The 26,944-nt window shown below is 52.1% G+C and carries 28 protein-coding genes and 1 other annotated feature (1 of these 29 cut by a window edge); of the genes, 22 read left to right on the top strand and 6 right to left on the bottom strand.

What is annotated here, in order from left to right:
* Positions 1-45 (top strand) — a binding site (T-box leader); it begins 211 nt to the left of the window's first position.
* A 59-nt stretch (positions 46-104) separates the two neighbouring features.
* Positions 105-1,094, top strand: coding sequence for a tryptophan--tRNA ligase (gene trpS, locus H581_RS0128480; protein WP_029192236.1), 990 nt, complete (start codon positions 105-107; stop codon positions 1,092-1,094).
* A gap of 22 nt (positions 1,095-1,116) precedes the next feature.
* Here the strand turns inward: trpS and H581_RS0128475 are convergent, their stop codons facing one another.
* The gene (locus H581_RS0128475; protein ID WP_029192235.1) at positions 1,117-1,302 is read right to left on the bottom strand and encodes a DUF5325 family protein; all 186 of its coding nucleotides are present in this window, start codon (positions 1,300-1,302) and stop codon (positions 1,117-1,119) included.
* Between the two features lie 132 nt (positions 1,303-1,434).
* Here H581_RS0128475 and H581_RS0128470 point away from each other — a divergent pair, with 132 nt between their 5' ends.
* Positions 1,435-1,653 carry an alpha/beta-type small acid-soluble spore protein gene (locus H581_RS0128470; RefSeq protein WP_029192234.1) on the top strand — a complete coding sequence of 73 codons (219 nt, stop codon included), beginning with the start codon at positions 1,435-1,437 and terminating at the stop codon, positions 1,651-1,653.
* Positions 1,654-1,793: 140 nt separating this feature from the next.
* On the opposite strand, the gene H581_RS0128465 is transcribed toward H581_RS0128470, so the two are convergent.
* Entirely contained in the window at positions 1,794-2,780 is a 987-nt protein-coding gene (locus H581_RS0128465; RefSeq protein ID WP_029192233.1) for a metal-dependent hydrolase, read from the bottom strand.
* A gap of 90 nt (positions 2,781-2,870) precedes the next feature.
* Between H581_RS0128465 and H581_RS0128460 the strand changes: the two genes are divergently transcribed.
* On the top strand, positions 2,871-3,188 hold the full coding sequence (locus tag H581_RS0128460) for a hypothetical protein (protein WP_029192232.1): 318 nt from the start codon (positions 2,871-2,873) through the stop codon (positions 3,186-3,188).
* On the opposite strand, the gene gerQ is transcribed toward H581_RS0128460, so the two are convergent.
* The gene (gerQ, locus tag H581_RS0128455; protein WP_029192231.1) at positions 3,185-3,754 is read right to left on the bottom strand and encodes a spore coat protein GerQ; all 570 of its coding nucleotides are present in this window, start codon (positions 3,752-3,754) and stop codon (positions 3,185-3,187) included. The genes H581_RS0128460 and gerQ overlap by 4 nt on opposite strands.
* Positions 3,755-3,791: 37 nt before the next feature.
* Complete coding sequence (locus tag H581_RS0128450; RefSeq protein ID WP_029192230.1) at positions 3,792-4,214, bottom strand: cell wall hydrolase; 423 nt, start codon at positions 4,212-4,214, stop codon at positions 3,792-3,794.
* 240 nt (positions 4,215-4,454) lie between these two features.
* On the opposite strand from H581_RS0128450, the gene cyoE reads away from it, so the two are divergent.
* A complete protein-coding gene (gene cyoE / locus H581_RS0128445) occupies positions 4,455-5,333 on the top strand; it encodes a heme o synthase (RefSeq protein ID WP_084134833.1) in 879 nt (292 codons plus the stop codon).
* A gap of 33 nt (positions 5,334-5,366) precedes the next feature.
* Positions 5,367-5,963: an SCO family protein gene (locus H581_RS0128440; RefSeq protein WP_084134862.1), complete on the top strand. Its 597-nt coding sequence runs from the start codon at positions 5,367-5,369 to the stop codon at positions 5,961-5,963.
* Positions 5,964-5,997: 34 nt separating this feature from the next.
* On the opposite strand, the gene H581_RS0128435 is transcribed toward H581_RS0128440, so the two are convergent.
* Positions 5,998-6,369, bottom strand: coding sequence for a ribonuclease M5 (locus H581_RS0128435; RefSeq protein WP_029192227.1), 372 nt, complete (start codon positions 6,367-6,369; stop codon positions 5,998-6,000).
* A gap of 109 nt (positions 6,370-6,478) precedes the next feature.
* The gene (locus tag H581_RS0128430) at positions 6,479-7,645 is read right to left on the bottom strand and encodes an MFS transporter (protein ID WP_029192226.1); all 1,167 of its coding nucleotides are present in this window, start codon (positions 7,643-7,645) and stop codon (positions 6,479-6,481) included.
* A gap of 163 nt (positions 7,646-7,808) precedes the next feature.
* On the opposite strand from H581_RS0128430, the gene H581_RS0128425 reads away from it, so the two are divergent.
* The 17 genes from H581_RS0128425 to H581_RS0128340 all read left to right on the top strand — a co-directional run bounded on the left by H581_RS0128425 (position 7,809) and on the right by H581_RS0128340 (position 26,912).
* A complete protein-coding gene (locus tag H581_RS0128425; RefSeq protein ID WP_029192225.1) occupies positions 7,809-8,291 on the top strand; it encodes a hypothetical protein in 483 nt (160 codons plus the stop codon).
* Between the two features lie 4 nt (positions 8,292-8,295).
* Complete coding sequence (locus H581_RS0128420; protein WP_029192224.1) at positions 8,296-9,456, top strand: transglutaminase domain-containing protein; 1,161 nt, start codon at positions 8,296-8,298, stop codon at positions 9,454-9,456.
* A 52-nt stretch (positions 9,457-9,508) separates the two neighbouring features.
* Positions 9,509-11,590: a peptidoglycan D,D-transpeptidase FtsI family protein gene (locus H581_RS0128415; RefSeq protein WP_029192223.1), complete on the top strand. Its 2,082-nt coding sequence runs from the start codon at positions 9,509-9,511 to the stop codon at positions 11,588-11,590.
* Between the two features lie 234 nt (positions 11,591-11,824).
* Positions 11,825-12,481, top strand: a complete 657-nt coding sequence (locus H581_RS35650) for a cupin domain-containing protein (protein ID WP_051251435.1) — start codon at positions 11,825-11,827, stop codon at positions 12,479-12,481.
* Positions 12,482-12,704: 223 nt separating this feature from the next.
* Positions 12,705-13,661: a metal ABC transporter solute-binding protein, Zn/Mn family gene (locus H581_RS0128405; protein ID WP_029192222.1), complete on the top strand. Its 957-nt coding sequence runs from the start codon at positions 12,705-12,707 to the stop codon at positions 13,659-13,661.
* A 30-nt stretch (positions 13,662-13,691) separates the two neighbouring features.
* Positions 13,692-14,498, top strand: coding sequence for a metal ABC transporter ATP-binding protein (locus H581_RS0128400; RefSeq protein WP_281169582.1), 807 nt, complete (start codon positions 13,692-13,694; stop codon positions 14,496-14,498).
* A gap of 3 nt (positions 14,499-14,501) precedes the next feature.
* A complete protein-coding gene (locus H581_RS0128395; RefSeq protein ID WP_029192220.1) occupies positions 14,502-15,443 on the top strand; it encodes a metal ABC transporter permease in 942 nt (313 codons plus the stop codon).
* Positions 15,440-16,312 (top strand): metal ABC transporter permease, encoded by an 873-nt coding sequence (locus tag H581_RS0128390; RefSeq protein ID WP_029192219.1) that lies wholly within the window; start codon positions 15,440-15,442, stop codon positions 16,310-16,312. The genes H581_RS0128395 and H581_RS0128390 overlap by 4 nt, the downstream gene beginning before the upstream one ends.
* Positions 16,313-16,539: 227 nt before the next feature.
* Positions 16,540-17,970 (top strand): ABC transporter substrate-binding protein, encoded by a 1,431-nt coding sequence (locus H581_RS0128385; protein ID WP_029192218.1) that lies wholly within the window; start codon positions 16,540-16,542, stop codon positions 17,968-17,970.
* Positions 17,971-18,161: 191 nt separating this feature from the next.
* Positions 18,162-18,914: a Cof-type HAD-IIB family hydrolase gene (locus H581_RS0128375; RefSeq protein WP_029192217.1), complete on the top strand. Its 753-nt coding sequence runs from the start codon at positions 18,162-18,164 to the stop codon at positions 18,912-18,914.
* Positions 18,915-18,921: 7 nt separating this feature from the next.
* Positions 18,922-19,404, top strand: coding sequence for a DUF456 domain-containing protein (locus tag H581_RS0128370; RefSeq protein ID WP_029192216.1), 483 nt, complete (start codon positions 18,922-18,924; stop codon positions 19,402-19,404).
* A 22-nt stretch (positions 19,405-19,426) separates the two neighbouring features.
* On the top strand, positions 19,427-20,152 hold the full coding sequence (locus tag H581_RS0128365) for a ThuA domain-containing protein (protein WP_029192215.1): 726 nt from the start codon (positions 19,427-19,429) through the stop codon (positions 20,150-20,152).
* Positions 20,153-20,172: 20 nt separating this feature from the next.
* Positions 20,173-21,816, top strand: a complete 1,644-nt coding sequence (locus tag H581_RS0128360; RefSeq protein ID WP_029192214.1) for a putative polysaccharide biosynthesis protein — start codon at positions 20,173-20,175, stop codon at positions 21,814-21,816.
* A 184-nt stretch (positions 21,817-22,000) separates the two neighbouring features.
* Positions 22,001-23,605 carry a copper amine oxidase N-terminal domain-containing protein gene (locus H581_RS0128355; RefSeq protein ID WP_029192213.1) on the top strand — a complete coding sequence of 535 codons (1,605 nt, stop codon included), beginning with the start codon at positions 22,001-22,003 and terminating at the stop codon, positions 23,603-23,605.
* A gap of 64 nt (positions 23,606-23,669) precedes the next feature.
* Positions 23,670-24,017, top strand: a complete 348-nt coding sequence (locus H581_RS0128350) for a thioredoxin family protein (protein WP_029192212.1) — start codon at positions 23,670-23,672, stop codon at positions 24,015-24,017.
* 199 nt (positions 24,018-24,216) lie between these two features.
* The gene (locus H581_RS0128345; protein ID WP_342663461.1) at positions 24,217-25,149 is read left to right on the top strand and encodes a COX15/CtaA family protein; all 933 of its coding nucleotides are present in this window, start codon (positions 24,217-24,219) and stop codon (positions 25,147-25,149) included.
* Entirely contained in the window at positions 25,149-26,912 is a 1,764-nt protein-coding gene (locus H581_RS0128340; RefSeq protein ID WP_029192210.1) for a UbiD family decarboxylase, read from the top strand. Before H581_RS0128345 ends, H581_RS0128340 begins: the two co-directional genes overlap by 1 nt.
* The last annotated feature ends 32 nt before the right edge of the window (positions 26,913-26,944 follow it).

Here is a 26,944-nt window from a genome sequence, read left to right as displayed (position 1 = left end):
GTATCATAAGCGAATTAGGGTGGCACCACGGTCCTCGTCCCTTGCGGAGGAGGCTTTTTTGCGTTCATATGAGGTCAACTTAAAAGGAAATGGGGCAGAGATTAATGAAAAGAGTACTTTCCGGCATTCAGCCGAGCGGCCAGCTTACGCTGGGAAATTACATCGGGGCGATGCAAAACTTTGTAAAGCTGCAGCATACGGAGGAATGCTTCTTCATGGTCGTCGATTTACATGCGATCACCGTTCCGCAGGAACCCGCGGCGCTGCGCGAGCAGACCGAGGCGGTAGCCGCCTTGTTCATCGCGGCAGGCATTGATCCGCTTAAAGCGAACGTGTTCGTACAATCCCATGTCCGCGCGCATGCCGAGCTCGGATGGTTGTTTACGACGCTTGCCAATATGGGCGAGCTGGAGAGAATGACCCAGTTCAAGGATAAATCAGCCGGCAAGGATTCGGTCGGCGCAGGCTTATTCGTCTACCCGACGCTTATGGCAGCGGACATTCTTATTTACAATGCGGACCTGGTGCCGGTCGGCGACGACCAGAAGCAGCATCTGGAGCTGACGAGGGATTTAGCCCAACGCTTCAATACGCGATTCGGCCAATACTTTACGATTCCGGAGCCGTATATCGCGAAGGTCGGGGCACGCGTGATGTCGCTGGACGACGCCGGCAAAAAAATGAGCAAAAGCAATCCGAATGCAGGAAGCTTCATCGCCCTGCTTGATGCGCCGGACGTTATCCGCAAAAAAATAAGCCGTGCGACGACGGATTCCGGCCGTGAAGTGAAATATGATCCGGCGAATAAACCGGAGATTAGCAATTTGATCAGCATTTACGCGCATTGCGCCAATATGACGGTCGAAGCGGTCGAATCGCGTTATGATGGACAAGGCTACGGCCCGTTTAAGAAGGATCTTGCGGAGCATGTCGTTTCCGTCATCGAACCGCTTCAGGCGAGATATAACGACATTCGCCAATCTGGCGAAATTCATCAGATCTTGAAGCGGGGAGCGGAGCAAGCTGCCGCCATTGCAGACCGCACGGTTGCAGACGTGAAAGAAAGAATGGGCTTTCTGTCTCCCCGAGGCTAGAGCTCCTAGATCAGTGCTGCGTTTATTGCCCGCCGCCCTGAAGCTTACGCCGCAATTTCGCTCGTACGATGAAGCCTGCTCCTATCGTGAAGAGGCTCAGTAACCCGAACAGCAGAACAAGCCAGCCGTTATGGCTGATGGATACCGCCATAGCGCTCATAAAGACAATCGCAAGTACGGAAAAAAACAAAGAAAGCGGTTTGGACATAGGTGCATTCTCTCCTTAATAATGGCGCATTATATTTTTTGCAATGCAGAATAGTTTCCTTCCGCGTGCACATAATAAGTTTGCAAGCTTGCAACACACAACTTAGTGCAGAGGACGAAAGGAGAAATACCTATGGCTGGCAGAAACAGAAGCAACCAACTCGTTGTTCCACAAGCAACTCAAGCTCTTCAACAAATGAAACTTGAGGCTGCCCAAGAACTTGGCGTTCAAATTCCTCAAGACGGCTACTATGGTAACGTTTCAACTCGTGATGCAGGTTCCCTTGGTGGCTACATTACGAAAAAACTGGTTCAAATCGCAGAACAACAATTGTCTGGCGGTAATCGCTAATACCTTCCCATACACAATATGTCTGTTGGAAGCCCGAGGCATGCCTTGGGCTTCTTTTAGTTACTATATACGAATTTGGCCTGAAAAAAAAGGAAAGCTCCTGCCAATAAATCGGCAGAGAGCTTTACCCTTTCAGGAGATTAATACGTATCCATGCGCAGCCGTTTCATCAGCCGTTCATCACTTAGCCAGCCGACATAGGAGCCGATCGTTTCATATTTTTTGTTCATAAGCAATACGCCGACAAAGGGATACTGCTTCCGGTGACGAAAACGGACATCGGACCAACGGACCTCGTAGCCCCATTTATGCTCTTTGACATCGGCGCAAGCGAAGCTGGTAAAGTACAGGAAGGAACGAATCGCCGAATCGTTTTTGGATTGGGCCACGGCAGGATGCTCGGAGCAAGATGCGCGGTCCAGCCACATTAATTCGTCATTTCTCAGATTGCCGATAACGAAGCTTCCGTTCTTTTCCTGTTTGACAATGTTCCATATCGTTAATGAAATGGTCGGAATCGCAATGTAAGTTTCGCCTTCCGTGTACTCCGGATCAAGCTTTGGCAATCTTTTTACGGTTTTCCTGGCTTCCAAGGTTCGCCATACAAAGTAGACGGCAAGGAAGGCATACATGACCGGAAACAGGAATGCGGGATTTACGAACCCGCCGGCCCACAGTAAAATAGCAATGACATGTACCGTAAAAATAACCGGGTCGAAGATATGAATAATATTCCAGGATATCCACTTATCGGTGAACGGCCGCATCGCTTGCGTGCCGTAAGCATTAAATAAATCGGTAAATACATGAATACTGACCGCGAGCAGCACCCATCCTCCGATATGAGCCCATGGCAGAGTCCCCCGGTAGATGAGCTGTATAATAACCGTTATAAGCGCCGTCCATATAAGAATGGCGGGCAAGGAATGCGAAATGCCCCGATGATTCCGGATATAACAAGCATTCCCCTTCATACGCATAAAGTGGTCAAGATCGGGCGCTTGCGAGCCGGCGACCGTGCCAAGCAGCACGGCGGTTTGAATCGATTGATCGGCAGCTACGACGGGATCGACCATCGCAAGTCCGGCGAGACCGATGCCCATGACAAGATGTGTGCCTGTGTCCATAAAGGAGTCCTCCCAAAATCAAATGAATAAGTGTAGTATCGGCGGAGCAGCGGATCTTTATCAAAGGAAGCGGAAGGAGAATGAGGAACAATGTACATCTGTTTTGCCGAATATCGGATATCGCCTGAGCAGCGCGAGCAATATCTGCTTTATACGGAGGCTCTGCTGGCCGAAAGCCGGCATGTCTATATATATGAAGGAACGGATCAGCCGAATTTATTCGTGGAGGTCTGGCACGCGCCGACCGCTGCCGCTGCCGATGACATAAAAAAAGAACGCTGCAATGAGCGTTCTCCTTGGTTCCGTATATCGGAATGGGTGATTGGAGGGGCGGCGAAGCTCCATGTATGGACGTTCAAGCCTGTATTACCGAAAGAAGACTGCTGGCCTGATCCGGGCCGTGTCTAACGTCCTGTGTCAATCGGAGTTTCGGAGCTGACCACGCCGCCGTTATACGGATATTCATAGGCGATCGGTTCATCGAACGTGACATAATCGAGGTTAAGCGTCAGTAGCAAGAAACGCATACCCGTGCCTGGATCGCTAATAATAATATGGTCGCGGCCCGCCGCTTCGACAATGCCTTTGAAGATTTTGGCGTTCCATTCCCGGTTGTTCTCGTAGGTCATATAGAAGGTTCCCATTTTGCCGCGGTTAAGCCGTAAAATATTCTCAACATACGACTCCTCGACAACCGGAACCGTAACTACTGTGCCGCCGCCTTGCGTAACGAAGGCTCCGCTTGGAACGGCAGGCGGCATTGTGCCTTGCGTCTGCATCATCCCCTGCGTCATCGGCATAGGCTGTGCTTGCATCCAAGGCATGGATTGCCCCTGCATCGTTGCGGGGAATGCGCCTGGCTGCCCGCCTGCGGGATAGGGGTAATTGCCGCCGTAGCCGCCGTGGCCGAAGCCTTGATTTGGTGCCATACTAACCGGACTAACTTGCGTTTTGTAGCCGTAACCGTTTGACATGCTGATGCTCCTCGCTTTCGCACTTTAGAAATAAAATTTAATAAACTGAAGGACAGTCTGCCGCCGTGGGGATGTAGAAGCAATGCTTCTTGTGACGTCCGCTGTGCGACTGGTTCCACCAAGTACCCGGGCAGTTGCCTTCCGGACGGAAGAACCATAACGCATTGGAGGCAGGGTGCTGCCGTTCCCCGTTTATGACACGTTGAGCCAACCGGATTTCTTTATCGCGCGCCCCTTGGTAGAAGTAACCTTTCAGTGTCGCTTCAAAGCCGCCCGGTCTTTGGAAGACCATCTGCTCTATCGACCTTATGTTCTTGAAATCCAGGCAGTTGCCGCGAACTCGGTTAACGCCGACATTGCCGACCATAAGCATGCCAAGCTCGCCTTCGCCTTCCGCTTCCGCCCGCATGAGCCGGGCGAGTATCTTTGTCTGTTCGGCGTTTGTTTTGATAACAGCCATATACTTGTCGGTTCACTTCCCTTCGCATTCTGTACGATGGTTCAATGCGCTATAGGCATAGGCACTAAACTACATAGATAGTGTATTGAGCGCCGGGCGAATTGGTTACAAAAGAATTGTCACAATTTACGTGGCAAAATGATGAACAAAACCTGCGAACATTGTCATGAATACCTTTTTTCGGTATGATTAAAAACGATTCATCAATGAAAGATAGACGTTTCTTACGCGTCTTGTCGCATAACTCGGGAGGCTCGCTTCGTGCTGAAAGACTTAATCGCTTTAACCAAACCGCGGCTGCTGCGGCTCAATGTATTCGCTGCGTTAGCCGGTTTCTTAGTTGCTTCCAAATGGGATATCGACTTCACGCTGCTCGTATGGACGATTATCGGTTCTACGCTGACGATTGCATCGGCTACCGTCATTAATAATTATTGGGACCGGGAATTGGATCTGAAGATGGAACGCACGAAGGACCGCGCGCTGCCTACCGGCCGGATTCAGCCGGGAACCGTACTGGCGTACGGCATTCTATTAGGCATTGCCGGACATGCCGTCTTATTCCTTCTGGTTGATCCATTGGCTGGCTGGCTTGGCTTGCTGGGGTGGTTCGTCTATATCGTCATTTATACGATGTGGCTGAAGAGATCATCGACCTGGAGCACTTCGATCGGAGGCATCTCCGGGGCAATGCCGCCGGTCATCGGCTACTGCGCCGTAACGCATGAGGTGGATGCGGGCGCATGGATTTTGTTCGCGCTGCTGTTCTTATGGCAGCCTGCCCATTTCTGGTCGCTTGCGATTCGGAGAGTGGAGGAATACCGCGCAGCCGGATTTCCGTTGCTGCCTGTCGTGAAAGGCATTAAACGGACGAAGCTGCAAATGATCCCTTACGTGCTGCTGCTTCTGCCTGCAGGCATATTATTTTACACCTATGGGTATGTCGGCATTTATTTCTTGATTATTTCGGTAGCCGGCGGCCTCGTCTGGCTGGTTCACACCCTGCGGGGAACGAAGGTTCAGGATACGGAGAAATGGGCGAAAATCAATTTTCTCATTTCGGTAAACTATTTAATGGTTATATTTTTGGTCATGATTTTTGATACGGTCAGATCTTAAGTTTTGCATTGGGGAGTGGACGGCGTGGCGTTTATGAAAAAACATAGCTTCAAAATCGCAGTGCTGGCGCTTTGCGCAGCTATGGGCATTTATTTATTTTTCACTTATGCGGCGGCTCCTAAGCAGGAGCTGCCGGTCATGGAGGCGGCTCCCGCCTTCGAGATGCAGAATATTGACGGTCAGCCGGTCTCGCTGGCATCCACGAACGGGAAAGCGAGAATCGTTTATTTCTATTTCGCGAATTGTCCCGATGTCTGCCCTCCGACAACGTTCCTGCTGTCGCAGGTGCAGGATCAACTGGAAGCCGAAGGGAAGCTGGGCAGCAAGGCGGAGCTGATCTCCATTACGTTCGATCCGGAGCGGGATACGCCGGATGTCATACGCGATTTTGCAGACCGGCTTGACGCTGATTTCAACGGCTGGCACTTCCTTCGCGGAGAAGAAACGGAAACGCTGCAGCTCGCAAAGGATTTTGGCGTTGGCGTAGTGAAGGAAGAAGACGGCTCTTTCACGCACATGAATGTCATATCATTGGTTGACCAAGACGGGCAAATCCGGAAGTGGATCAACGGAAGCGACGAGGGCTTGACTGCCGAAAAAATCGTCGCCGAGCTGAACAAGCTGCTATAAGAAGAGCTATCCTCTCGGACACAGCCTATTATGATCAAAACTCATCTTTGCTCCATACGGAAGCGGGACTCTGCGCGGGATATACGATATGCGCATCGAGTCCCGCTTTTTCCAACTGCTCGATCAAGTATTCCTCCGGCGTATGCTCAACTCCCGAATAACCTTTACGCGTATAGATATGCTCGGCATCCGGGAAGAGGTCGCGCAGGATCGAACGGATCCGCTTGCCCGAGGAATCGTTATCGGTAAAGATGTAAACCTGGCTAAAGCCCGCTTGCTTGCGAAGCTTCTCCAGCTGTTCGGTCCCGGGCGTGCCAAAGGTGCAATAAATCGGCACGTCTTCTTGCAGCACGCGCTGCAACCGGGATTTATCATTTTTTCCTTCTACGATAATGGCAATATCCATCGGGGTCACCTCAATTAGCGGCAGAATACGTATAGTTTATCACCGTTTCAGGATTTTTACCGTATTTGCGTCAATTGCGGATGCCTATGCGTGCCTATGCAAACGAGCCCTATGAAAAAAACGTCCGGGAGGAAAGGGAACGCGAGATATGCAGCGGAAGGACGGAAACGGCGATTATTAATCCGATAAACGCGATGTAGTAAGGCGACACGTAGTCACGGATATGCCCTGCCGCCAAAGGACCGATGAAGGCGCCGACCGAGAAAGCGATCGACAGGATGGAGAAGGTGCGGCCGTAGCGGTTACCGCCGCTAATCTCAATCAGCAGCGTTGACAGCGCGGGCAGTACAATCCCTTTGCCCATCCCGACAAAAAACAGCATGACCATGAGCGGCGCAGGCATGTCGGAAGCGATACAAAAGTATGCGAGCGCAAGCGCCAAAGAACCCCATAACGTACGTTGAAAAGCGGAGATCCGGTTAAGAAACAGCATGCTCAGCGTTACCAGAGCTCCGATGCTGACGACGGAGAACAACAAGCCGGTTGTGAGCATCGCTTCCTGCGTCTTGGCCAGAAGCGGAAGCTCGAAAGACAATATGCCTTGCGCGCAGCTGAGTGCTACAGGAAGAACATAGATCAGCCATGGAATCGGCGCAGACGGCTCGAGGGAAAGCTTGTCTTTCGTCTTATTGGCAAGCTCCGGCTCGCTGGACGTCTCTGCGGGACGCAGGGGGATGTCCTTGATAAAGAAAAGCGCGCAGACCGCTGTAACGATGAGAACCCATCCGAGCAGGGTGAACGCGGTGGTGAAGCCGATTCTGGCAACTAAATAAGCTCCTGCGGCAGGGGACACGACGGACGCAAGCGTATGAACGAGCCCGTTGCCGGCCATCAGCTTGCCCTGTTCGGTCCGGTCGCTCGTAATTCTGGCGAGCAGAGCCAGGCAGGCAGGAGACAGAAAAGCGAGCACGAAGCCGCTGATCGAACGGAGAATAAGCAAATGCCAGGGATCGGATACATGCGATTGGAACAGGAGGACAACGCCGGCCGCCATGAGACTGAACACGATGAACAGCCTGCTTCCGTACCGGTCGACGCCGAAGCCGGCTATTAGATTGCCTGGCAGATGAGTTATGGAATACATGCCCATCATAAGCCCGATAAAGGACGGCGCTGCGCCGAGGGATATCGCGAAAGGGGTCAGGATCGGATATTGCGCATGCAAATCAAAAAAAGCGACGAACAAAAATAAATAAAGCCATACAGCGGTTTTCACAGGGCCAGGCCTCCTTGCCGATTACGTACTTATATACTTGTACGTTTCTATGGGACAGGATATGTCTGGAGAAATAGGCAGCATGCGTTTACGCCCTATATCTCGTAGGTTATAATGTTTTGTAATAGCGTTTTGATAGAGGTATAATGGAGGGGATCAAGCCTTGGATTTCTTAGACTTTTCATCGTATGACTTAGACACATGGACAGCGTTTTTCAAAGAGCATTGGTTCGTGCTGGTCATTGCGCTTGTCGTTCTGTTTCTTATCGTCCGAATTGTGAAGACGGTTGTGAAATGGGCGATTGTCGCAGCGATCGTGCTCGGGATTGTCGTATACAGCGGATACAGCATGGAAGACCTGAAGGAGATCGGCACGAAGGTCAAAGACACGATGCAGCAGGAAGCGGCGAAGGTCGCGGATTCGGTAAAAGAAGAAGCCGTGAACGCGATGGTCGGCGAGGCGAAAGAGGCGACGTTTACGGATAACGAAGACGGCACCTTCACGATCAAAACCAAACATCTGGAGCTAACCGGCGAACCGGGCGTAAACGAGGTATCGGTCAAGTACCGGGGAGCTCCGCTCGGCAAGTGGGAGCTGGACAGCACCATACAATCCTTCATCGACCAAGCGAAGCGGAACGGGTAACGGGATGAACAATTGGATTCAGTTGTTCAAGGAGCCGGAGCCCGTTGCGATTATCGTACTGCTGCTATTGCTCGGTTCGCTGGTGCAAGGAATGAGAAGGGGCGCATCGGGTTCGGCGAAGCGCCTTTTCTTTTTTGTGTGGGAGGGCATTGTTGTTATCCTGTGCCTTGTGCTGGCGGGGCGGCTCGCGAAAGCACTGTCTCCCGCGGCAGCGGACCTGCTCGTTCGGCATGTCAAGCTTCCCCTTCGTGAGCTCAACGGGATCGAACAGGTCTGGTTCACGCTGCTGACGAGCCTGCGGGATTTCGCGCTGCTGCGGTATGGCGTCCTGTTTCTGCTCGGCTATTTGCTGCTTCGGGCGGTTGCGTCCCTGATTGAGCCGCTTCTTGAGCGGCTGGCGGATGTAACGCTGCATGGCGGCAGGGCGGAGGAGCCGCGAGACCGATTGCCGGGCAAGCGCGGCATGAGCCGCTTTGCAGGCGCATTAATCGGAGCGGCGCACGGCGCTGGCCGGTCATTCGTGTTCGTCGCTTTGTTGTTTGTGTATGTGTCTCTAGTGCCGGGCGGCTGGTATGCGGATAAAATTTCGGATTCCCCGCTATATTCCGAAGCGGCCTCATGGCTTGCTCCGGTAGCTGGGGACGTGCTGGAAGGTCAAGGGCCTGTACTGGCTAAGGCGGTTCAGTCGCAATTCCAGCAAATTTTGCAGCGGAAGTATGAAATTATCGATTATGCCGTGCCAGAGGAAATCGAGCAGGCTGCTCTAGTCGTGACGAAAGACGCGCATACGAAGGAAGAAAAGGCAAGAAGGCTGTATGATTGGCTTGGGACCCGGATCGCTTATGATTGGGACAAAGCGGATAATTACGTGCGGAAGGGCATTTGGAAAGAACAGACGCCCGAGGAGACATTTGCAACGCGTACGGGAGTATGTATAGATATAGCACGTTTGTACGCCGTAATGGCGAGGTCCGCCGGTCTGGAGGTTCGCGTCGTGACCGGGATGGGCTCCGACGGACGGGGCGGCTATGGACCTCATGCCTGGAATGAGGTGCAGGTCGGGGACAACGGAAATCATTGGATTCCGTTAGACGCCACATGGGCCGCTTCCGGAGATTGGTTTAACCCTCCGCAATTCGATGAGACGCATATTCGCGAAGCATAATGATAGCAGTATAACAGCAAATCGTAATTTAATTGGATTGAGGTGATTTCACATGCAGGATGATCCGCAAAAGCGTGAAATAATTAACCGGCGCCACTTCTCGTTTCGCTTGAACTTCTTTTTCTTCATCACATTCGCATTGTTCAGCATATTGATCGTAAGGCTTGCCATCCTGCAGTTTGTCGAGGGGCCGATACTCAGCGCGGAAGGCATCAAGAAAAGTACGCGCGACGTAAAGCTCCCGCCGATCCGCGGCAATATTTACGATTCCACCGGCTATCCGATCGCCTATTCGACTTCGATGCAATCCTTGTATTTCAGCATCCAGCCGGAGCTTAAGCTAGCGGACGCGAAGGAAAACGCGAAGCAGATGGCGGTACAGCTGGAGAAGGTGTTCTCCAAATACGGTGATCCCGAGAATGCCATGACGGTAGAAGATATCGTCCGCCAGATGGATTTGGAGTTCAGGAGAAATAATATTTCGACGCCCCGCCGGATCAAGTCCGGTCTGACAAAAGAAGAAATTGCTTATTTTATGGAAAACCGGACCGATTTTAAAGGGATCGACATCATGGAGGAGAGCGTCCGCAATTATGACGAGAGCTCCATTGCCGTGCAGTTGGTCGGTTATTTGAAGAAGTACAAAGGGATACGGGAAACCGTCGATTTCTATAAGGAAAAAAGCGAGGAAAAGGATCCGACGCTGCAATATTTGGAGGAAGAGGATGTCGGACTGGACGGACTTGAGCGGATGTATCAGGATGTTCTCCGCGGCAAGAACGGCCTTAAGTCGTATCCCGTGAACAATGCGGAACGGATTATCGGTCCGATGCAGATAACGAATCCGGAGAAGGGCGCCGACCTGTATCTGACGATTAACAAGAACGTGCAGTTGAAGACGGAAGATGCCATCATGAATCATATTAAAAAAATAAGCACCTCCACCAATCGGTATGAACGCGCGGAATATGCCAAAACCGGCTTCGCCGTAGCGATGGAGGTCGATACCGGCAAGGTCGTGGCGATGGCCAGCATGCCCGATTATGATCCTAACATTTGGGCGGGCGGCAAAATTAGCAATGAAGATTACGAAAACTTCAAATACGTATTGGCTAACGGCACGATAAGTACGGTATACGGCAGGTATCCCGAGAATGAGATGAAGAAGCATCCCAATTCCATTGTTCCTCCGGGGTCGACGATGAAGCCGTTGTCCGTATTGATCGGATTGAACGAAGGTTTGTTCACGACGACCACGCCATATCGGGATACTGGCGTATTCTCGTTTGGTAAGAAAGGTTATGAACGGTTTATCCGAAACTCACTAAATCATGTGTACGGCAATCTTGACGCCGCGGAAGCGATCGAGCATTCCTCCAACCCGTTCATGGCGGCAATGGTAGGGAATAAGCTGTATATGCGCGATTCTCAAAACGGAAAGAGCAGCGTTGAGATATGGGATGACTATATGAAACAATTCGGCCTCGGCGTGACGACGGGGAGCGGGCTACCTGGCGAATCAAAGGGGATTATCGAATATTTCGGGGAGGCTGAACGCGGAAGTGCTCAGTCTGCGCTCATATTTGCATCCTTCGGCCAGCAAGGCCGTTACACGACGCTCCAGCTGGCGCAGTATGCCACGATGCTTGCGAATCGCGGTAAGCGGATGAAACCTCAGTTCGTGAATGAAATTAAAGATGCTGACGGAAACGTAATTCAAAGCTTCAAGCCCCAGGTTCTGAATACGGTCGATATTAAGGAAGCTTACTGGAAAGAAATCGAAGCGGGAATGTCGAAGGTTAGCTCGCAGGGATTCGAAGGGTTCGAATATAAATATAACCGGAAGACGGGTACCTCGGAGCAGGATGTCGCGTCTCGCCGCGCGGAGAATGCGGTGTTCATCGCCTATGCGCCGGCGGATAATCCAAAGCTGGCTGTAGCGGTCGTCGTGCCGGACGGAGGCTTCGGCGGCTACGGCGCATCGCCGATCGCACGCGCGATCTTTGACGCATACGATGAAGAGATCGGCTTAACAGGGGTTCCGAAGAAGAAAACGGCGAACGACGCGAATGCGGCCGGAACCGATACGACGTTGGCTGACGCCGATGACGCTAATGCGGGTACAACTGAATAATTTCTAAATGTAGGGCTGATTCGACTGTAGAGCGATCTATGGTTGGATCAGCTCTTTTATTTTTACTTTCGTACCATGATTTCGAATCAGGTCCTCCCCGCAACAGCTTCATTCATTTTGTCGGCCCCCCAGGGTCGGATTCCTACAGTCAGCGAATTGGTAACGCACTCCATTAAAACTTCATAAGATATCGAGTGAGTCAACAGCCTATGATGTGAAGGGAAGATTGTTGAAATGGCGGTTTCATATATGGACTATTCTTCACCATCCGTCCGGTTTGCATATGACCTAAACAATAGCACTTTATTCAAAAAGGATAACCGGAATTATATTAATGTTCTCTCCATCGCACAGCTAAACACATTAGGAAACATGTCCTTGCTGGACATTTATTTGAGTGAAGGCAATGTCGTCGAGCCGCATATTCATCAAAACGCTTCGGAATTAGTTTATTGTATTTCCGGTGCGGTGCTCGTTTCCCTGATTAACCCGTTTACGAAAGAGCTTCTTAATTATCTCATTCATCCCGGGCAAGTCGCCAGCGTGCCTCAGGGATGGTGGCATTATGAGATGGCTACCGTCGACAACACCCATATATTGGCCGTATTCGACGCTCCGATTCCGGAATTCATCGGCGGCTCCGATCTGCTTCGTTTGACGCCTGCAAGCGTGCTTGCCCACACTTACTGCCTCGATGAAGCGAAAGTGAAGGATGCGCTGTCGCCTATAAAGCAAACGGTGTTCATCGGACCGCCCAGCGGTTGTATGCAGGGTCAGGTCCAAGGTCAAGCGGCGGTCAACCCGGCGTATGGGAATCAACCCCATCTTCCCCATCATCCCCATCATCCCCAAGCGTATGGCCATTCGCATCGGTCAATAGCCGCTGAATAACGAGTAAGCCGGTAGATGGATAGGAACGCAGACTGTCGAGAAATTCTCGGCAGTTTTTTCTTTTCGCAGCCATTTAAAAAATAAATGTTGCACTAGAGAAACATTTTTGTGTATTATTAAAAAAAAGGCCTTCGGTAAAATAAGATTCATATGGCAAAATAAGATTCATAAGGGCAAACTGTAGGGCATATAAACCAATAACGAGATTCGGGAGGTTTTTACAATGCGTAAAAAATTCAAGACAAATTCGGCGATCCGGCGGTTCATTATGACGATAATCTTTCTGGCGGCGGCAGCCATCGCAACCAGTGCCTGCGGCAGCCAAGAAACCGGCAGCGGCGGCAAGCTGACGGTTACGGCGACGACGGGGATGATTGCGGATGTCGTCCGGGAGGTAGGCGGCGAATACGTCGAGGTCAGCGGATTAATGGGTGCGGGTATCGACCCCCATCTATACAAGGCTTCTCAGGGCGATGTGAAGAAGCTGGACGGCGCGGACATTATTTTCTATAACGGGCTTCACCTGGAAGGCAAAATGGCGGAGATGTTCGAAGCGCTGGAGACAAGAAAGCCGACGGTGGCGGTATCCTCTTACTTGAAGGAAGAGCAGCTGCATGCGGCTCCAGACCAAGAAACGGGCTCGCATGATCCGCATATATGGTTCAACGTGAAGCTTTGGATATCCGCCACGGAGGTCATTCGGGATACTCTTGCCGAGAAGGATCCGGCTCATGCCGATTATTACAAGGAGCATGCTGCGGCGTATATACTGAAACTTGAGGAGCTTGACCGGTATGCGAAGGAGCAGATCGCCCTTATACCGGAGAAGAGCCGGATACTCGTAACGGCGCATGACGCTTTCGGTTATTTCGGCGAAGCATACGGGATGACGGTTACGGGGCTGCAGGGCATGAATACGATGTCGGAATACGGCTCGAAGGACGTCAGCAAGCTTCGCGATTATTTGGTGGAGAACAAGATTAAAGCGGTGTTCATCGAATCCAGCGTTCCAAAAAAGTCGATAGAATCGGTCATCGAAGGCGCGCGTCAATTAGGGCATAAGGTTGTAATCGGCGGCGAGCTGTTCTCCGATGCAATGGGCGACGAAGGAACGGAAGAGGGCACTTATATCGGCATGGTAAAGCACAATGTGGATACGATTGTAGCCGCTTTGAAATAAAACGGGAAGAAAGCCGGGAAAGGACGTGTCATGATGAATGTTACGACAACTGCCGCAGCGCAGCATACGAATACGGTGGCACCGCTGGCTATCCGGGGTTTAAGCGTGGCCTATCAGAAGAAGCCGGTGCTCCGGAACGTATCGTTTGAAGTAAAGGAAGGCGAGCTGATCGGCGTCATCGGTCCGAACGGCGCGGGGAAGTCGACGCTAATGAAGGCGGCGCTTGGCCTTATTCCATCGATTGGCGGAGAGGTTCTCGTCTACGGGAAATCTTATAAGCAGCAGCGGAAGCTTATCGGCTATGTGCCGCAGCGCGAATCGGTCGACTGGGATTTTCCGACGAATGCGCTGGATGTGGTGCTGATGGGCAGGTACGGTCATCTGGGGTGGTTCCGCCGCCCCGGAGCGAAAGAAAAAGCGATTGCCGTTGAATGCTTAAGCAAGGTCGGCATGGCCGATTATGCCGACAGGCAGATTAGCCAGCTGTCGGGCGGACAGCAGCAGCGCGTATTTCTGGCGCGGGCTTTAGCGCAGGATGCAAAGCTGTATTTCATGGATGAACCGTTCGCAGGCGTTGACGCCGCGACGGAGAAAGCGATTATTACGCTGCTGCAGGAGCTGAAGCTTCAAGGGAAAACGGTCATCGTCGTTCATCACGATCTTGCGACGGTGCAGGATTATTTCGACTCCGTCCTGCTGCTGAATGTGGAGCTGCAGGCTTACGGGCCGACGGCGCAAACCTTTACTCAGGAGCACCTGCAGCGAACCTACGGCGGAAGGCTGGCTTTTCTTGACCGTAATCTTCAGTCGCCGCCGCCTAGCGGGAAGGGTGAGTAAGCGATGGATAAAATCTTGTCCATGCTTGCCGATCCGAATATGCAGTGGATCTTTCTCGGCTGCACCTTGCTCGGCTTAAGCAGCGGGGTTATTGGATGCTTCTCGTATCTGCGCAAGCAAAGCTTAATGGGCGACACGCTTGCTCATGCCGCTCTGCCGGGCATTTGTATCGCCTTTATGCTGACAGGCGTGAAGTCCATCGGGCTGTTCCTTATTGGAGCCGGTATCGCCGGCCTCGCGGCGACCCTCGGGATCGGGTACATTACCCGGAACTCCAAGCTTAAGCAGGATGCCGCGATGGGGATCGTGCTTTCAGGATTTTTCGGACTCGGGATCGTGCTGCTGACGTTCATCCAGCATGGTAATTACGGAAATCAATCTGGTCTGGATAAGTTCATGTTCGGTCAGGCCGCTTCCATGATCGCTTCGGACGTGGTGGCGATGACGATCGTATGCGGTCTGCTGATATCGGTGTGTGCTTTGTTGTTCAAACAGTTTAAAATCATTTCCTTCGATCCCGGCTTTGCGCGGGGGATCGGCTATCCGGTCGCTTTTCTCGAGCAGCTGCTGATGTTTCTGATCGTTGTCGCCGTTGTGGCCGGCATTCAGGCGGTTGGCGTCGTGCTCGTTGCAGCTCTTCTAATTACGCCGGCCGTATCGGCAAGGTATTGGACGGACCGGCTCGGACTGATGGTTATCCTATCCGGCTTGATCGGGGCGGCAAGCGGAGCGGCTGGCACCTGGATCAGCGCGTCCGTATCGAATTTGCCGACAGGTCCCGTAACCGTGCTGGCGGCGACCATGCTATTCGGCATTTCCGTTCTTTTCGGGCCAAAGCGCGGTCTCGTAGCCAAACGCCTGATGAGACGGAAAGCGAAGCGGCGCTTTAACCGGGACACCGAGCTGCACGCCCAGGGAAGCGTGAAGAAGGAGGCGGCATTATGAGCGAGTTTTGGATATTGCTTACGGGCGCTCTGGTCGCCAGCTGCTGCGGCATTCTAGGCGTATTTCTCGTATTGCGCAAAATGGCCATGATCGGCGATGCCATCAGTCATTCCGTCATGCCGGGCATCGTCATCGCCTTCCTGCTCAGCGGGTCAAGAGATTCGCTGCTTATGATGTTCGCGGCGCTTGTTTTTGGTTTGTTGACGACCTTTCTGATTCAGATGTTCCAGAACAGCGGCATTCAATCCGACGCTTCGATCGGCGTAGTATTCACCGCTTTGTTCGCGATCGGGGTCGTGCTTGTGAGCTTATACGCCCGTCAGGTTCATCTGGACCAGGATGCGATTCTATATGGTGAAATCGCATATGTGCATTGGAACATATGGGAGCTTGGCGGCATGAATATGGGGCCGAAAGCGGTATGGCTGCTTGGCTTTACCTTGCTCGTTATTGTTGCGGTGATTACGATTTTCTACAAACAGTTCAAGCTGTGCGCTTTTGACCCCGCGCTGGCGGCTGCGATCGGAATACCGGCCGCGGCGTTTCATTATCTTCTGATGGGTCTCGTATCGATGGCTACGGTCAGCTCGTTCGAGAGCGTCGGCGCGATTCTTGTCGTCGGCCTGCTAATCATTCCGGCATCCACCGCTTATTTGCTGACGGACCGGCTGGGCGTCATGATCATGCTGAGCGTTGCGGCAGGCGTAGCAAGTACCTTCATCGGGTATTACGCAGCCGCTCTGCTGGACGCGTCGATCGCGGGCTGCATGGTATGCGCAGCGGGCGTATTGTTCGCGGCAGCCTTATTGTTTTCTCCAACGCAGGGAATTGTTGTCAAGAAGCTTCGGCTGCGCCGACTTGCCTCTTGAATCGCGGGAAATCGTGTTGATTCCCCATATGATTCGTAAATTGGACATTTAAGCTGAGATCTTTTTCGGCTTAAATGTCTTTTTATTGGCGGAATGAAACATTTTCCAAGTAAATAACGTACTATATTTGGGACTTACTGGTTTTGTTAGCAATTGGAAAAGAAGGAGGGAGAAGGCGGTACCATACGGATTCACAATAATTCGAATAGAGGAGCAGGGGACTACATATGAAATCATGGTTTAAATTTATGATGCCGGCGCTTATCCTTACGATTGTGATGACAGGCTGCAGCTTCGGTCCGGGCAGCAAGGAGCCCCAGAACGGGCAATCGGCGCTCCGCGTCATGTATTATGATGAAGGGTCTTTCTTTGACCAATATGGCATGCTGTTCTCGGCGCTGCACCCGGACGTTGAGATCGAGGTCGTATCGACGCAAAATATGTATAGGGATGAAACGACGGACTACAATGCGGCGACCTTGAAATTTATTGACGAGGAGAAGCCGGATATCGTGATGCTGGGCCAGGAGCAGTACAGAACGCTGTCCGCGGACGGCAAGCTGTACGAGCTTGATTCCGTGATGGAGAAAGAGAAGTATGACACGGAAGGTCTGATTCCCGGCATGCTCGATTATTTGAGAGAGCTGGGCGGCGGCAAAGTATACGGACTTACGCCGAACTTCTACAGCCAAGTGTTGTTCTACAATAAGGAGTTGTTCGATCAATTCCAGATCGAGTACCCGACCGATAAGATGAGCTGGAACGAGGTCCTTCAGCTGGCACGACGCTTCCCGACCGAAGGTGACGCGAAGGATCGGATATATGGATTAAAGATGGGCTACTCCGACGATCTGTTCGAAATGGCTAGCATGCTGGCGGCCGCAGACGGCATCAATTATGTAAATGCCGCGCAGAAGCAGATGACTATTAACTCGGATGCGTGGAAGAATGCCTTCCAGACGGCGCTTGACGCGCATGAGTCGAACGCGCTTTACTTCGAGAACATGAGCCACGAGGCGATGGGCGAGAGCAGCTCGTATGAGGATTATTTGTTAAGGGATCCTTTCATCTCCGGGCGTCTTGCCATGGCGATCGGGGACAACAACTATATTAATCAAATCAAGCAGGCGACGGAGAATGACCGCGTGAAGGACAAGGTTGTGAAGCAATGGGATCTTGTTACCGTCCCCGTGGGCATGCAGAACCCGGACCAAAGCAACATGATGCAATTCCATAACCTGCTGGCCGTAAGCGCGGATTCGCCGAACAAGGAAGCGGCTTGGGAATTTCTGCAATATGTAACGAGCGACGAATATGCGAGGGTTAAGTCGAAATCAAACAATTATAACGGAATGCCCGTGCGCACGCAGTACATCAAGGATGAGGAAGAGCGTAATTACGCGGCGTTCTACAGCTTGAAGCCGAGCACCTTTGACTCCTATAAGGATTACGACAAGCTGCCCGAAAACTTCTGGATGGAATTCACGACGGCAGCCCGGCAGGAGCTGCAGAAGGTAAAAGACGGAACGGCCGGGCTGGATGAAGCGCTCGAGCTGCTGCAGGTAAAGGGGCAGGAGCTGCTGCTGAAGGAGGATCCTGCTGACGAGAGTACCGATAAGCAGGGTTCGGGAGGGGAATCCGGCAACGCTTCCTCCTAATATTTTTTTCAATTGCAAGAGAATGACACAATGGATGAGCAAGCTGACGCTGACCGGCGAAAGCTTGCTCATTCTTGTGAATGACGGTCGTTTGGAATCTGACTTGAATGTGCTAAAATGATTTACTAGTAACATATGCTAATGATTTCGTAAACGAACGCTTGCGAGTCACCTTGTAAGGAGGCACAATATTGGGAGATTACAAACTGGTAGCGCTCGATATGGACGGGACGCTTCTGAATGAGCAGTCGGAGATTAGCCGGGAAAATGCGGAATGGATTCAGAAGGCGCTGGACGCCGGCGTCATCGTCATCTTCTCGACCGGCCGGGGCTTTCGCAGCGCGCTGCCATATGCCGAGCAATTAAAGCTGGATACGCCGATGATTACGGTAAACGGCAGCGAGATCTGGCACCGGCCGCATGTGCTGCATAAGCGGACGCATTTAAGCCCGGTGTACGTGCAGAGGCTGCATGAGCTGGCGCTGAAGCATGAGGAGCCCTGGTTTTGGGCTTATTCGACGGATGATATTTATAACAAAGAAAAATGGATCACTCCTGCCGGCGACTATGATGCCCATCATTGGCTGAAATTCGGTTATTATACGGAGGATGACAGCATTAGGGAGCAACTGCTGGCCGAAGTGCAAAGCTGGGATGCGCTTGAAATTACGAATTCGTCGCCGTCGAATCTCGAGCTGAATCCGAAGGGGGTCTCGAAGGCAACCGCCATTCGCGAGCTTTGCGGACTTCTTAACATCGGACTTTCGGAGGTTATTGCCGTAGGAGACAGCCTGAACGACATCGCCGCCATACGCGAAGCGGGACTTGGCGTCGCGATGGGGAACGCGCAGGACGCGGTGAAGGAAGCCGCGAATTTTGTTACGCTGACGAATGACGAACATGGCGTAGCGGAGGTTATCAGACGATTTGTATTGAAAGGTTGATGCCCGTATGGACATACTAGGATGGGTTCTTGTCGTTCTGCTGTTCGTTGTTGGCATGGCTGGAGCGGTTTATCCGATTTTGCCGGGCGCATTGGCTATTTATGCGGCATTTTTCGTTTATGGCTTCTTCTTTTCCTTCAACGAATTCGGGATTTGGTTCTGGCTCATCCAGACGATTATCGTGGTCGTTCTGTTCGCGGCCGATTATGCGGTCAGCGCTTGGGGGGTCAAACGGTTCGGCGGCTCCAAGGCATCCGTCATCGGCAGCATGGTCGGGATTATTATCGGCCCCTTCGTCATACCGGCGTTTGGTCTGATCATCGGCCCCTTTGCCGGAGCGGTAATCGGCGAGATGATCGTCGGCTCGAATTTGGAGAAATCGTTAAAGGTAGGGTTAGGTTCCGTTGTCGGTCTGTTCACCAGCGTGGTCGTGAAGGTGCTCCTTCAATTGATCATGATCGCGGTATTTATTTTGTGGCTCGTATTTTAAGAAAGATGAGAGGCGGATACAGATGATTAAAGTAACGGTATGGAACGAGTTTTTACATGAGAAGATTCACGACGAGGTGAAGAAAGTATATCCGGACGGTATCCATCAAGCTCTTGCCAAAGGAGTTGCCGCCGGCGATATCGAAGTGGCAACGGCAACGCTGGAAGAGCCGGAGCACGGCTTGACGGAAGAACGTCTGGCGAATACCGACGTGCTCATCTGGTGGGGGCATATGGGCCATGACAAGGTCGACGACGCGATCGTGGAAAGAGTGCAGCAGCGCGTATTAGGCGGGATGGGGCTCATCGTATTGCATTCCGGCCACTTCTCGAAAGTTTTCAAAAAGCTCATGGGTACGGGATGCGATCTGAAATGGCGGGAAGCGGGCGAGAAGGAACGGATATGGGTCGTTAATCCGGCGCATCCGATCGCGGCGGGGCTTCCTGAATATTTGACGATCGAGCAGGAAGAAATGTACGGCGAGCACTTCGATATTCCGGCGCCGGACGAGCTGGTCTTCGTCAGCTGGTTCGAGGGCGGCGAAGTATTCCGCAGCGGCTGCACGTTCAGCCGAGGTCAAGGCAAAATCTTTTATTTCCGACCGGGTCATGAAACGTATCCTACTTACTATAATCCGCAGGTGCTGCAGGTCATACAGAACGGGATCCGCTGGGCGGCCCCTTCCCTGGCGGCCGCCCCGGTACGAGGCAATCACCAGGCACTTGAGCCGATTGGAAATAAAGGATAGGGAGACTTCTTGATTCGACTATGTTAAAAAAAGACTCCTTAATAAAAGGCACGCTCATTCTGGCGGCCGCTGCGCTGACAGCCCGATTTCTCGGGCTGTTTCAGCGTATTCCGCTCGATTATATGCTGGGTGCCGACGGACAGGCATCATTTAATCTGGCGAACACCATGTATTTGCTGTTGCTTACGGTAGCTACAGGCGGTATACCGGTTACCATAAGCAAAATGATCTCCCAGCGTTATGCGCTTGGAAGGCCGGATGAAGCCAAGCAAATCTATAAAGCGGCTCTATTGTTCGGGACGGTTACCGGTGTTCTCCTGGCTATTGGCATGTTCGTCTTTGCGCCGTTGATTGCACAGATTGCGAAGCTTCCTTCATCGGTTCTCTCCTTGCGGGCCATTGCGCCGGCGCTGCTGCTGTTCCCGGTTATCGCGATGACGCGGGGGTATTTCCAAGGCAGGCAGATTATGTCTGCTGGGGCAATCTCGCAAATCGTTGAGCAGATTCTACGAATTATCGGCGGTATCGGGCTCGCACTTATTATTCTCGGTTTGGGCTGGGGAGAAGAATGGGGCGCGGCCGCGATCGCCTTCGGCAGCGTGTTCGGAAGCATCGGCGCATTCGGCGTCATGCTCCGGTACGCCGGAAAGATGCGGAAGCAGGATAAAGCCGAGCACAACAGCTTGGAAACCAAGGTTCAGAAGATGGAAGAGGCGGGCAGGAAACCGATCCGCTATAGGACTATTTACCGGGAAATATTCACGATGTCCATTCCGGCTGTTGTGACGGCGATGGCGGTTCAGTTCGTCTATTTCTTTGATACAACGTTTTTCATGAGGCTTACCGAATCCTTATATAGCGAAAAGGCGGCTACGGATGCGTTAGCCGGTTACTCAACAAAAGCGATGGCCATTGCCGGCATTCCGCCGATTCTGGCGATTGCGCTTGGCGCATCCATTATTCCGGTCATTGCTTCGGCTTTTTCGTTGAAGAAAATGGACGAGGTCCAGCGGCAGGCGTCGCTCGTCATGCGGATCGTATGCTTTACGGGTGTACCTGTCGCGCTGCTTCTTAGCATAGCCGCCTATTCCATTACCGGCTTACTGTTCGTCTCCCCGAGCGGCAGCGGGGCTGTCGCCCTGCTCACGGCGGGAACCATCGTTCAAATTACGATGATGACGACCAATTCGATATTGTACGGACTCGACATGCCCAAGCAGCCGATGATGCATACGTTCGTAGGTTTCGCTTTGAAGATCCTTTGCAGCATTGCGCTCGCGCCTTGGTTCGGCGTTTACGGCCTCATTATCGGTTCATCGATTTGTTTTATCGTGATCACTTGGTTGAATGTGGAGAAGATTAAGGAGCGGGTGAAGCTGAATGTGCTCGGCCGGCGCTGGGTGCCTTATGTAATCGCGGTTGTCGTTCCAGCTGCGGCAGGATGGGGCGCGGAGAGCATCATGCTTGCGTTGACCGATTCATGGCCGAACAAGCTGTCTTATCTGGCGGCCGGCTCCGCGGCGGCGGTCGTTGTCGGCGGATTGTATGTCATTCTGCTGGCGGCGCTTCGCGTCGTGACGCCGGAAGATATCAAGACGTTCCCGGGGCCACTGCGCAAAGCGATGTCGCTTATTTTGAAGCCTTTTTACAGAAAAGCGATATAAGTTCTTATCCTATAAAGGGTGTCTCCGCTAATGGAGCCCCTTTTTTCTATATCCCTATCAATCTACCAATTTCGACAAAACTTCTGCATACCATACATTTACAATAGGTAGAGTCTCCATGTACAATGGGAAGTGTTTATTAGGTTCAAATAACTAATACCTTATGACTAAAGGAGAGAAGTGAATGGTTAGAAAATGGGGGGTTCCAAGCAAGCTGGCCGCGCTCGTGCTCGTATTTGCACTCGTATTCCTGGCTGGCTGCCAATCGATTTCGAATGTGGATTTCAATAAGACGCTGATGAACGCGCTTAAGGTTACCTCGAGCGAAGGGACGCAATCTGTCGAACTGAAGCTTGAGATGGATGAGAAAGCCTATGAAGGCATGCCGGAAGAGGAAATCGCACTTATAAAGCTTGTTACGCATATAAAATTGCAGCTGGATCAAGTAAAGGTACAGGACAATGAACATGTCTCCTTCAACGGGAGCTTGATTTTTGGAGATACGACCAGCATAGCCTTTTCCTTGAAAATGTCGGACACGCTTGCTGTTATGGAGCTCGAAGGAGCCAAGCAGCCATTCGCGCTTGATCTAACGAGCGCAGGTTTGCTGGGCTTGACCGGCATGCCTCCGCTGGAAGACGAAGGCGGTACCGGGCTGGACAACGCTTCCCTTACCGCGCTCGGTCATCAAATGATCGATACGGTCGGGTCGTACGTGATCGGCAATTTGCCGAATCCGGAACGCATCGAAGTAAAACCGGTTAACGAGCTCATAAATGGAGCTTCCACCTCTCTCATGCATGTACATATTGACATGAACGGGCAGGAGATTCGGGCATGGGTGAAGAAATATGTGGATGCGCTGGCGGCAGACCGCGCGGGACTCGACCAAATGATCGCTGGCGTTTTTGAACTGCTGTCGGATAATCCGGACGTATGGGCGGCAATCGGCGCCGTTAATCCGATCGGTGAAGGTGAACGGAGACTTGACGCGCCAACGCTGGACGATACTTTGAAGGAGGCTTCGGACGAAATCGCGGCTATGCTTGCAAACTTGCAAGATGAGCTGAAGCTGGCGGAGGAAGAGGATCCGAAATCGCTGGATCGAATGTTCGGCGAGAATCTGACTGTTCAAGCGGACGTGTATATGGATAACAAGCTGGACATCCGCAAGCAGGTCTACGCGTTCTCCTATGTTCCCGGCGAAGATGAGGAAGCGGAATTGCTGCCTTTCAAAAGGGTTACCGTTAACTTTGAGAGCGAAGCATGGAATGTAAACGGCGACGTGAAGGCGGAAACGCCTGTGGTGTCCGATGATGCCCTAAAGGCGGAAACGCTTGCCGGAATGCATGGCTATCAAGTATTAAAGCAGTTTGACGAGGAATCGGTGATCTATGATTTATTGAAAAATAAACTTCATATCGGCAAGCAATCGGTCAGCTGGATCGCATACGGGTATTATAATCCCGTTATTATAACAGCGACTCAGCGAACGCTTATTCCGCTTCGGGAAACAGCCGACGAATTCGGCGCAGAGCTTACTTACGATGCGAAGACGAAGAGCGTAGAGCTCTATGATGAAGCAACGGACACTACAATTCTAATAAAAAATAACAGTGATTCGGCGGTCGTTAACGGCAAAACCGTCAAATGGTCATTCCCGGTCACCGTCGTTGACGGCACAACTTATGTCCCTGCGCGCGACCTGGCCTCGGCTCTGGGCGCAAAGCTGAAATGGTCGGAAATTTATGAAGACGAGAAAGTATTTACGATCGAAAGGGAAATATAAGCAGGAGCACGAAAGCTTAGCAGAAGTGGTCCGGAACAATGCAAATGAGCAGAGGTGAACCAGCATGGAAAAATTAAGCACGGATGCCGAATTTCGAGAAGAGATTGCCGGCGATAAGCTGACGATCGCGGTATTCAAAGCAAACTGGTGCAAGGATTGCCACTTTATTGATCCGTTTATGCCGGATGTAGAGCGTAGGTACGAGGGACGGGTCCGGTTCGTTGAGCTTGACCGCGATGATCTGCCCGATCTATGCTCCGAGTTGAATATTTTAGGCATTCCGAGTTTTATTGCTTTCCGAAGCGGCAAAGAGCTGATCCGCTTCGTGAGCAAGCTGCGCAAGACGCGCGAGGAGATCGAACAATTCATCGAACGCGCCTTACAGGTCAGCGACGCGCTAAGCCAGTCTTAAACGAGAGGTCCGCGCTGCGGGAAGCATTTCGCTTCCGCGGCGCGGACTTTTCTTTACCGCGTAGACGTTTCTGATTGAGTTTGTTCACATGTTTGTTCCCACGGGCTATCCGCACGGAAGTTTCACATTTTCAACATGGCTTTTGCGATTTTTTATGGCTATAATTGATCTGTTATTAATTCGTGAAAATAGGTGATTTATGATGGTAACCGGCCGTTTTCGCGCGCTTGCTCTCGCTGCGTGCATCGGAATGCTTCTTGTACTGCTCGCCGGGGCGCTTGTTACGAATACGGAATCAGGACGCGGCTGCGGCGATGATTGGCCGCTGTGCCATGGTAAATTTATACCGGCTTATACGCTGGAATCCATGATCGAATATTCCCACCGTCTCGTTAGCGGCCTGGAAGGGCTTCTGGTTCTTGCCGTAAGCCTCTCCGTCTATTCCAAGTATAGAAAAAACCGCGAAGCGTTCAAGGAGCCGTTATTTTATTCGGGGACAGCCTTGCTCTTCACCGTTATCCAAGCGCTGATGGGCGCCGCAGCCGTCATGTGGCCGCAATCACCGCCCATATTGGCCATTCATTTCGGGATATCCTTAATCGCCTTTGCCGCGACGCTGCTGCTGGTCGTATGGTCATACCGTGTGCGCAGAGGCATGGAAGCCGTATACCGGGTGCCGAGCTCCATTTATCCGCGGGCATTGGCTACAGCCGTTTATTGCTATTTTGTCGTTTATCTGGGCGCCTACATCCGGCATACGGATTCGGCGGGAGGCTGCGAAGGCTGGCCGCTGTGCAACGGACAAGTTATACCGGAGCTTGAAGGCGCGACAGGCGCCGTATTCATTCACAGAGTTGCTGCACTCATTCTAGGCTTTGCCATTGCCGGTTTGTACTTTCATATTCGTAGAGTAAGCCATGGATCTGCCGGCTTGACGAAATCGTCGGCTTGGTCGCTGGCGCTGGTCGTTATTCAGGTGTTAAGCGGAGCCCTGCTTACCGCTACGATTGGAGACAAGGACTGGTTTGTGTTTACGAGTCTTCTGCATAACTTAATTATAACCGGCTTGTTCGGGATCCTGCTTGATATGGTCATTCGTTCATGGCGACTTAGGGAAGGGCGTGTACAATAGTGAGTTTTTCGAATTTACGTGAGTTTTTAAACATGTTGAAGCGCGAGAATGATCTGGCGATCATTGATGCTCCGGTTGATCCTCATTTAGAGGTTGCTGAAATCCATCGCCGCGTTATTGACGCTGGAGGACCGGCCCTGCTGTTCACGAATGTGAAAGGAAGCCTGTTCCCGATCGTCACGAATTTATTCGGAACGAGCCGCCGGGTCGACCTGGCGTTCGGTCCCCGCCCAGAAGCGCTCATGAAGCAAATTGTCGGAGCGGTTGACCGCGTTCTGCCGCCGACGCCAAAGGCGATATGGGGCGAGAGAAATTTAATATGGGACATGCTGAAGGTAGGGATTAAAGAAGTTCCTTCCGGAAATGCTCCGATACTGCAATCCTGCAAGCGGGATAATCCGCTTGCAGGATTGCCTGCGATTACAAGCTGGCAGGAGGACGGCGGACCGTTTATTACGCTGCCGCTTGTGTATACCGAGCATCCGGAGCACCGGAAACAGCATAATCTTGGCATGTACCGCATGCAAATTTTTGATGATTCGACAACGGGCATGCATTGGCAAATTCATAAAGGCGGCGGCTTCCATTATCATGAGGCGGAGAAGCGTAATGAAGCGCTTCCGGTATCCGTATTTCTCGGCGGGCCTCCCGCGTTGATCGCATCCGCCATCGCTCCCGTTCCTGAGCATTTGCCGGAGCTGCTGCTCGCATCATTGATCATCGGAGGAAAGCTCCCCGTTGTGAAAGACCCGAACGGCCCGCACCGCATCCCGTCGGAAGCGGAATTCGTGTTGAGCGGGCATGTGCCGCCGCATGCGAGAAAACCTGAGGGACCGTTCGGCGATCATTACGGCTATTATTCGCTTACACATGATTTCCCGGTCTTTAACGTCAGCCATATGTGGCATCGCAAGGATGCGATATACCCGGCGACCGTAGTCGGCAAGCCCCGGCAGGAAGATTACTACATGGGCGAGTTTCTGCAGAAGCTGCTGTCGCCTGCGTTCCCGATGGCGATGCCCGGAGTGAAAGATTTATGGACGTATGCCGAGACGGGCTTCCATGCGCTTGCCGCGGCTATCGTTAGGGAAAGCTATTCAAGAGAAGCGTTGGCATCGGCTTTCCGTATTCTTGGCGAAGGACAGCTGACATTAACCAAGTTCCTTATGGTAACCAATCAGCAAGTGCGGCTCGAGAACTTTGCTTCGCTGCTCGAAACGGTTCTGGAGCGGTTCCGTCCGGAGAGCGATTTATTTATTTTTGACAAAACGTCGCATGATACGCTTGATTATACGGGCGGCAAGCTTAATCACGGCAGCAAAGCGGTCATGCTCGGCGTAGGCGATCCGGTGCGCGAGCTTCCAAGCGAGTATGAGGAAGGGACGATTCCGGAAATAACGGCGGCAAAGCCTTATTGCCGCGGGTGCTTAGTCGTATCGGGCGCCTCCTATGAGGAAGAGCCTAAGCTGGCCGAGCGGCTGCTGGCGCGTCTGGCGGAGAAGCATACCGCATGGCCGCTCGTCATCCTGGCAGACGATGCCGAGATCGCTGCAGCGCAGACACCGTTTCTATGGACGGTGTTTACCCGATTTAATCCGGCGGATGATATGTATGCGAATTCGGATATCCGACGCCACCATTTCGGCTACAAGCTGCCGATCGTGATCGACGCGAGAATGAAGCCGGGTTATCCGGATGAGCTGTTCCCGCGCGAGGATATCGTAAAGCTCGTAGATAACCGTTGGAGCGAATATAAGCTGTAAACCCGGCGGCAATTTTCGATTAAGCGATATAA

Source organism: Paenibacillus harenae DSM 16969, from assembly GCF_000422465.1.
Lineage (GTDB): Bacteria > Bacillota > Bacilli > Paenibacillales > Paenibacillaceae > Pristimantibacillus > Pristimantibacillus harenae.
Note: the sequence above shows the minus strand (reverse complement) of the source record. Positions and strands in the feature narration are given on the sequence as shown.

Excerpts from the sequence above, each read along its gene's own strand:
- H581_RS0128465 (WP_029192233.1), bottom strand. The coding sequence starts at position 2,780 with ATGGACACAGGCACACATCTTGTCATGGGCATCGGTCTCGCCGGACTT.
- H581_RS0128475 (WP_029192235.1), bottom strand. The coding sequence starts at position 1,302 with ATGTCCAAACCGCTTTCTTTGTTTTTTTCCGTACTTGCGATTGTCTTT.
- H581_RS0128365 (WP_029192215.1), top strand. The coding sequence starts at position 19,427 with ATGATTAAAGTAACGGTATGGAACGAGTTTTTACATGAGAAGATTCAC.
- H581_RS0128470 (WP_029192234.1), top strand. The coding sequence starts at position 1,435 with ATGGCTGGCAGAAACAGAAGCAACCAACTCGTTGTTCCACAAGCAACT.
- H581_RS0128345 (WP_342663461.1), top strand. The coding sequence starts at position 24,217 with ATGATGGTAACCGGCCGTTTTCGCGCGCTTGCTCTCGCTGCGTGCATC.
- H581_RS0128420 (WP_029192224.1), top strand. The coding sequence starts at position 8,296 with ATGAACAATTGGATTCAGTTGTTCAAGGAGCCGGAGCCCGTTGCGATT.
- H581_RS0128360 (WP_029192214.1), top strand. The coding sequence starts at position 20,173 with ATGTTAAAAAAAGACTCCTTAATAAAAGGCACGCTCATTCTGGCGGCC.
- H581_RS0128440 (WP_084134862.1), top strand. The coding sequence starts at position 5,367 with ATGAAAAAACATAGCTTCAAAATCGCAGTGCTGGCGCTTTGCGCAGCT.
- H581_RS35650 (WP_051251435.1), top strand. The coding sequence starts at position 11,825 with ATGGCGGTTTCATATATGGACTATTCTTCACCATCCGTCCGGTTTGCA.
- H581_RS0128370 (WP_029192216.1), top strand. The coding sequence starts at position 18,922 with ATGGACATACTAGGATGGGTTCTTGTCGTTCTGCTGTTCGTTGTTGGC.
- H581_RS0128415 (WP_029192223.1), top strand. The coding sequence starts at position 9,509 with ATGCAGGATGATCCGCAAAAGCGTGAAATAATTAACCGGCGCCACTTC.
- H581_RS0128450 (WP_029192230.1), bottom strand. The coding sequence starts at position 4,214 with ATGGCTGTTATCAAAACAAACGCCGAACAGACAAAGATACTCGCCCGG.
- trpS (WP_029192236.1), top strand. The coding sequence starts at position 105 with ATGAAAAGAGTACTTTCCGGCATTCAGCCGAGCGGCCAGCTTACGCTG.
- H581_RS0128385 (WP_029192218.1), top strand. The coding sequence starts at position 16,540 with ATGAAATCATGGTTTAAATTTATGATGCCGGCGCTTATCCTTACGATT.
- H581_RS0128355 (WP_029192213.1), top strand. The coding sequence starts at position 22,001 with ATGGTTAGAAAATGGGGGGTTCCAAGCAAGCTGGCCGCGCTCGTGCTC.
- H581_RS0128460 (WP_029192232.1), top strand. The coding sequence starts at position 2,871 with ATGTACATCTGTTTTGCCGAATATCGGATATCGCCTGAGCAGCGCGAG.
- H581_RS0128395 (WP_029192220.1), top strand. The coding sequence starts at position 14,502 with ATGGATAAAATCTTGTCCATGCTTGCCGATCCGAATATGCAGTGGATC.
- gerQ (WP_029192231.1), bottom strand. The coding sequence starts at position 3,754 with ATGTCAAACGGTTACGGCTACAAAACGCAAGTTAGTCCGGTTAGTATG.
- H581_RS0128350 (WP_029192212.1), top strand. The coding sequence starts at position 23,670 with ATGGAAAAATTAAGCACGGATGCCGAATTTCGAGAAGAGATTGCCGGC.
- H581_RS0128405 (WP_029192222.1), top strand. The coding sequence starts at position 12,705 with ATGCGTAAAAAATTCAAGACAAATTCGGCGATCCGGCGGTTCATTATG.
- H581_RS0128400 (WP_281169582.1), top strand. The coding sequence starts at position 13,692 with ATGATGAATGTTACGACAACTGCCGCAGCGCAGCATACGAATACGGTG.
- H581_RS0128435 (WP_029192227.1), bottom strand. The coding sequence starts at position 6,369 with ATGGATATTGCCATTATCGTAGAAGGAAAAAATGATAAATCCCGGTTG.
- H581_RS0128390 (WP_029192219.1), top strand. The coding sequence starts at position 15,440 with ATGAGCGAGTTTTGGATATTGCTTACGGGCGCTCTGGTCGCCAGCTGC.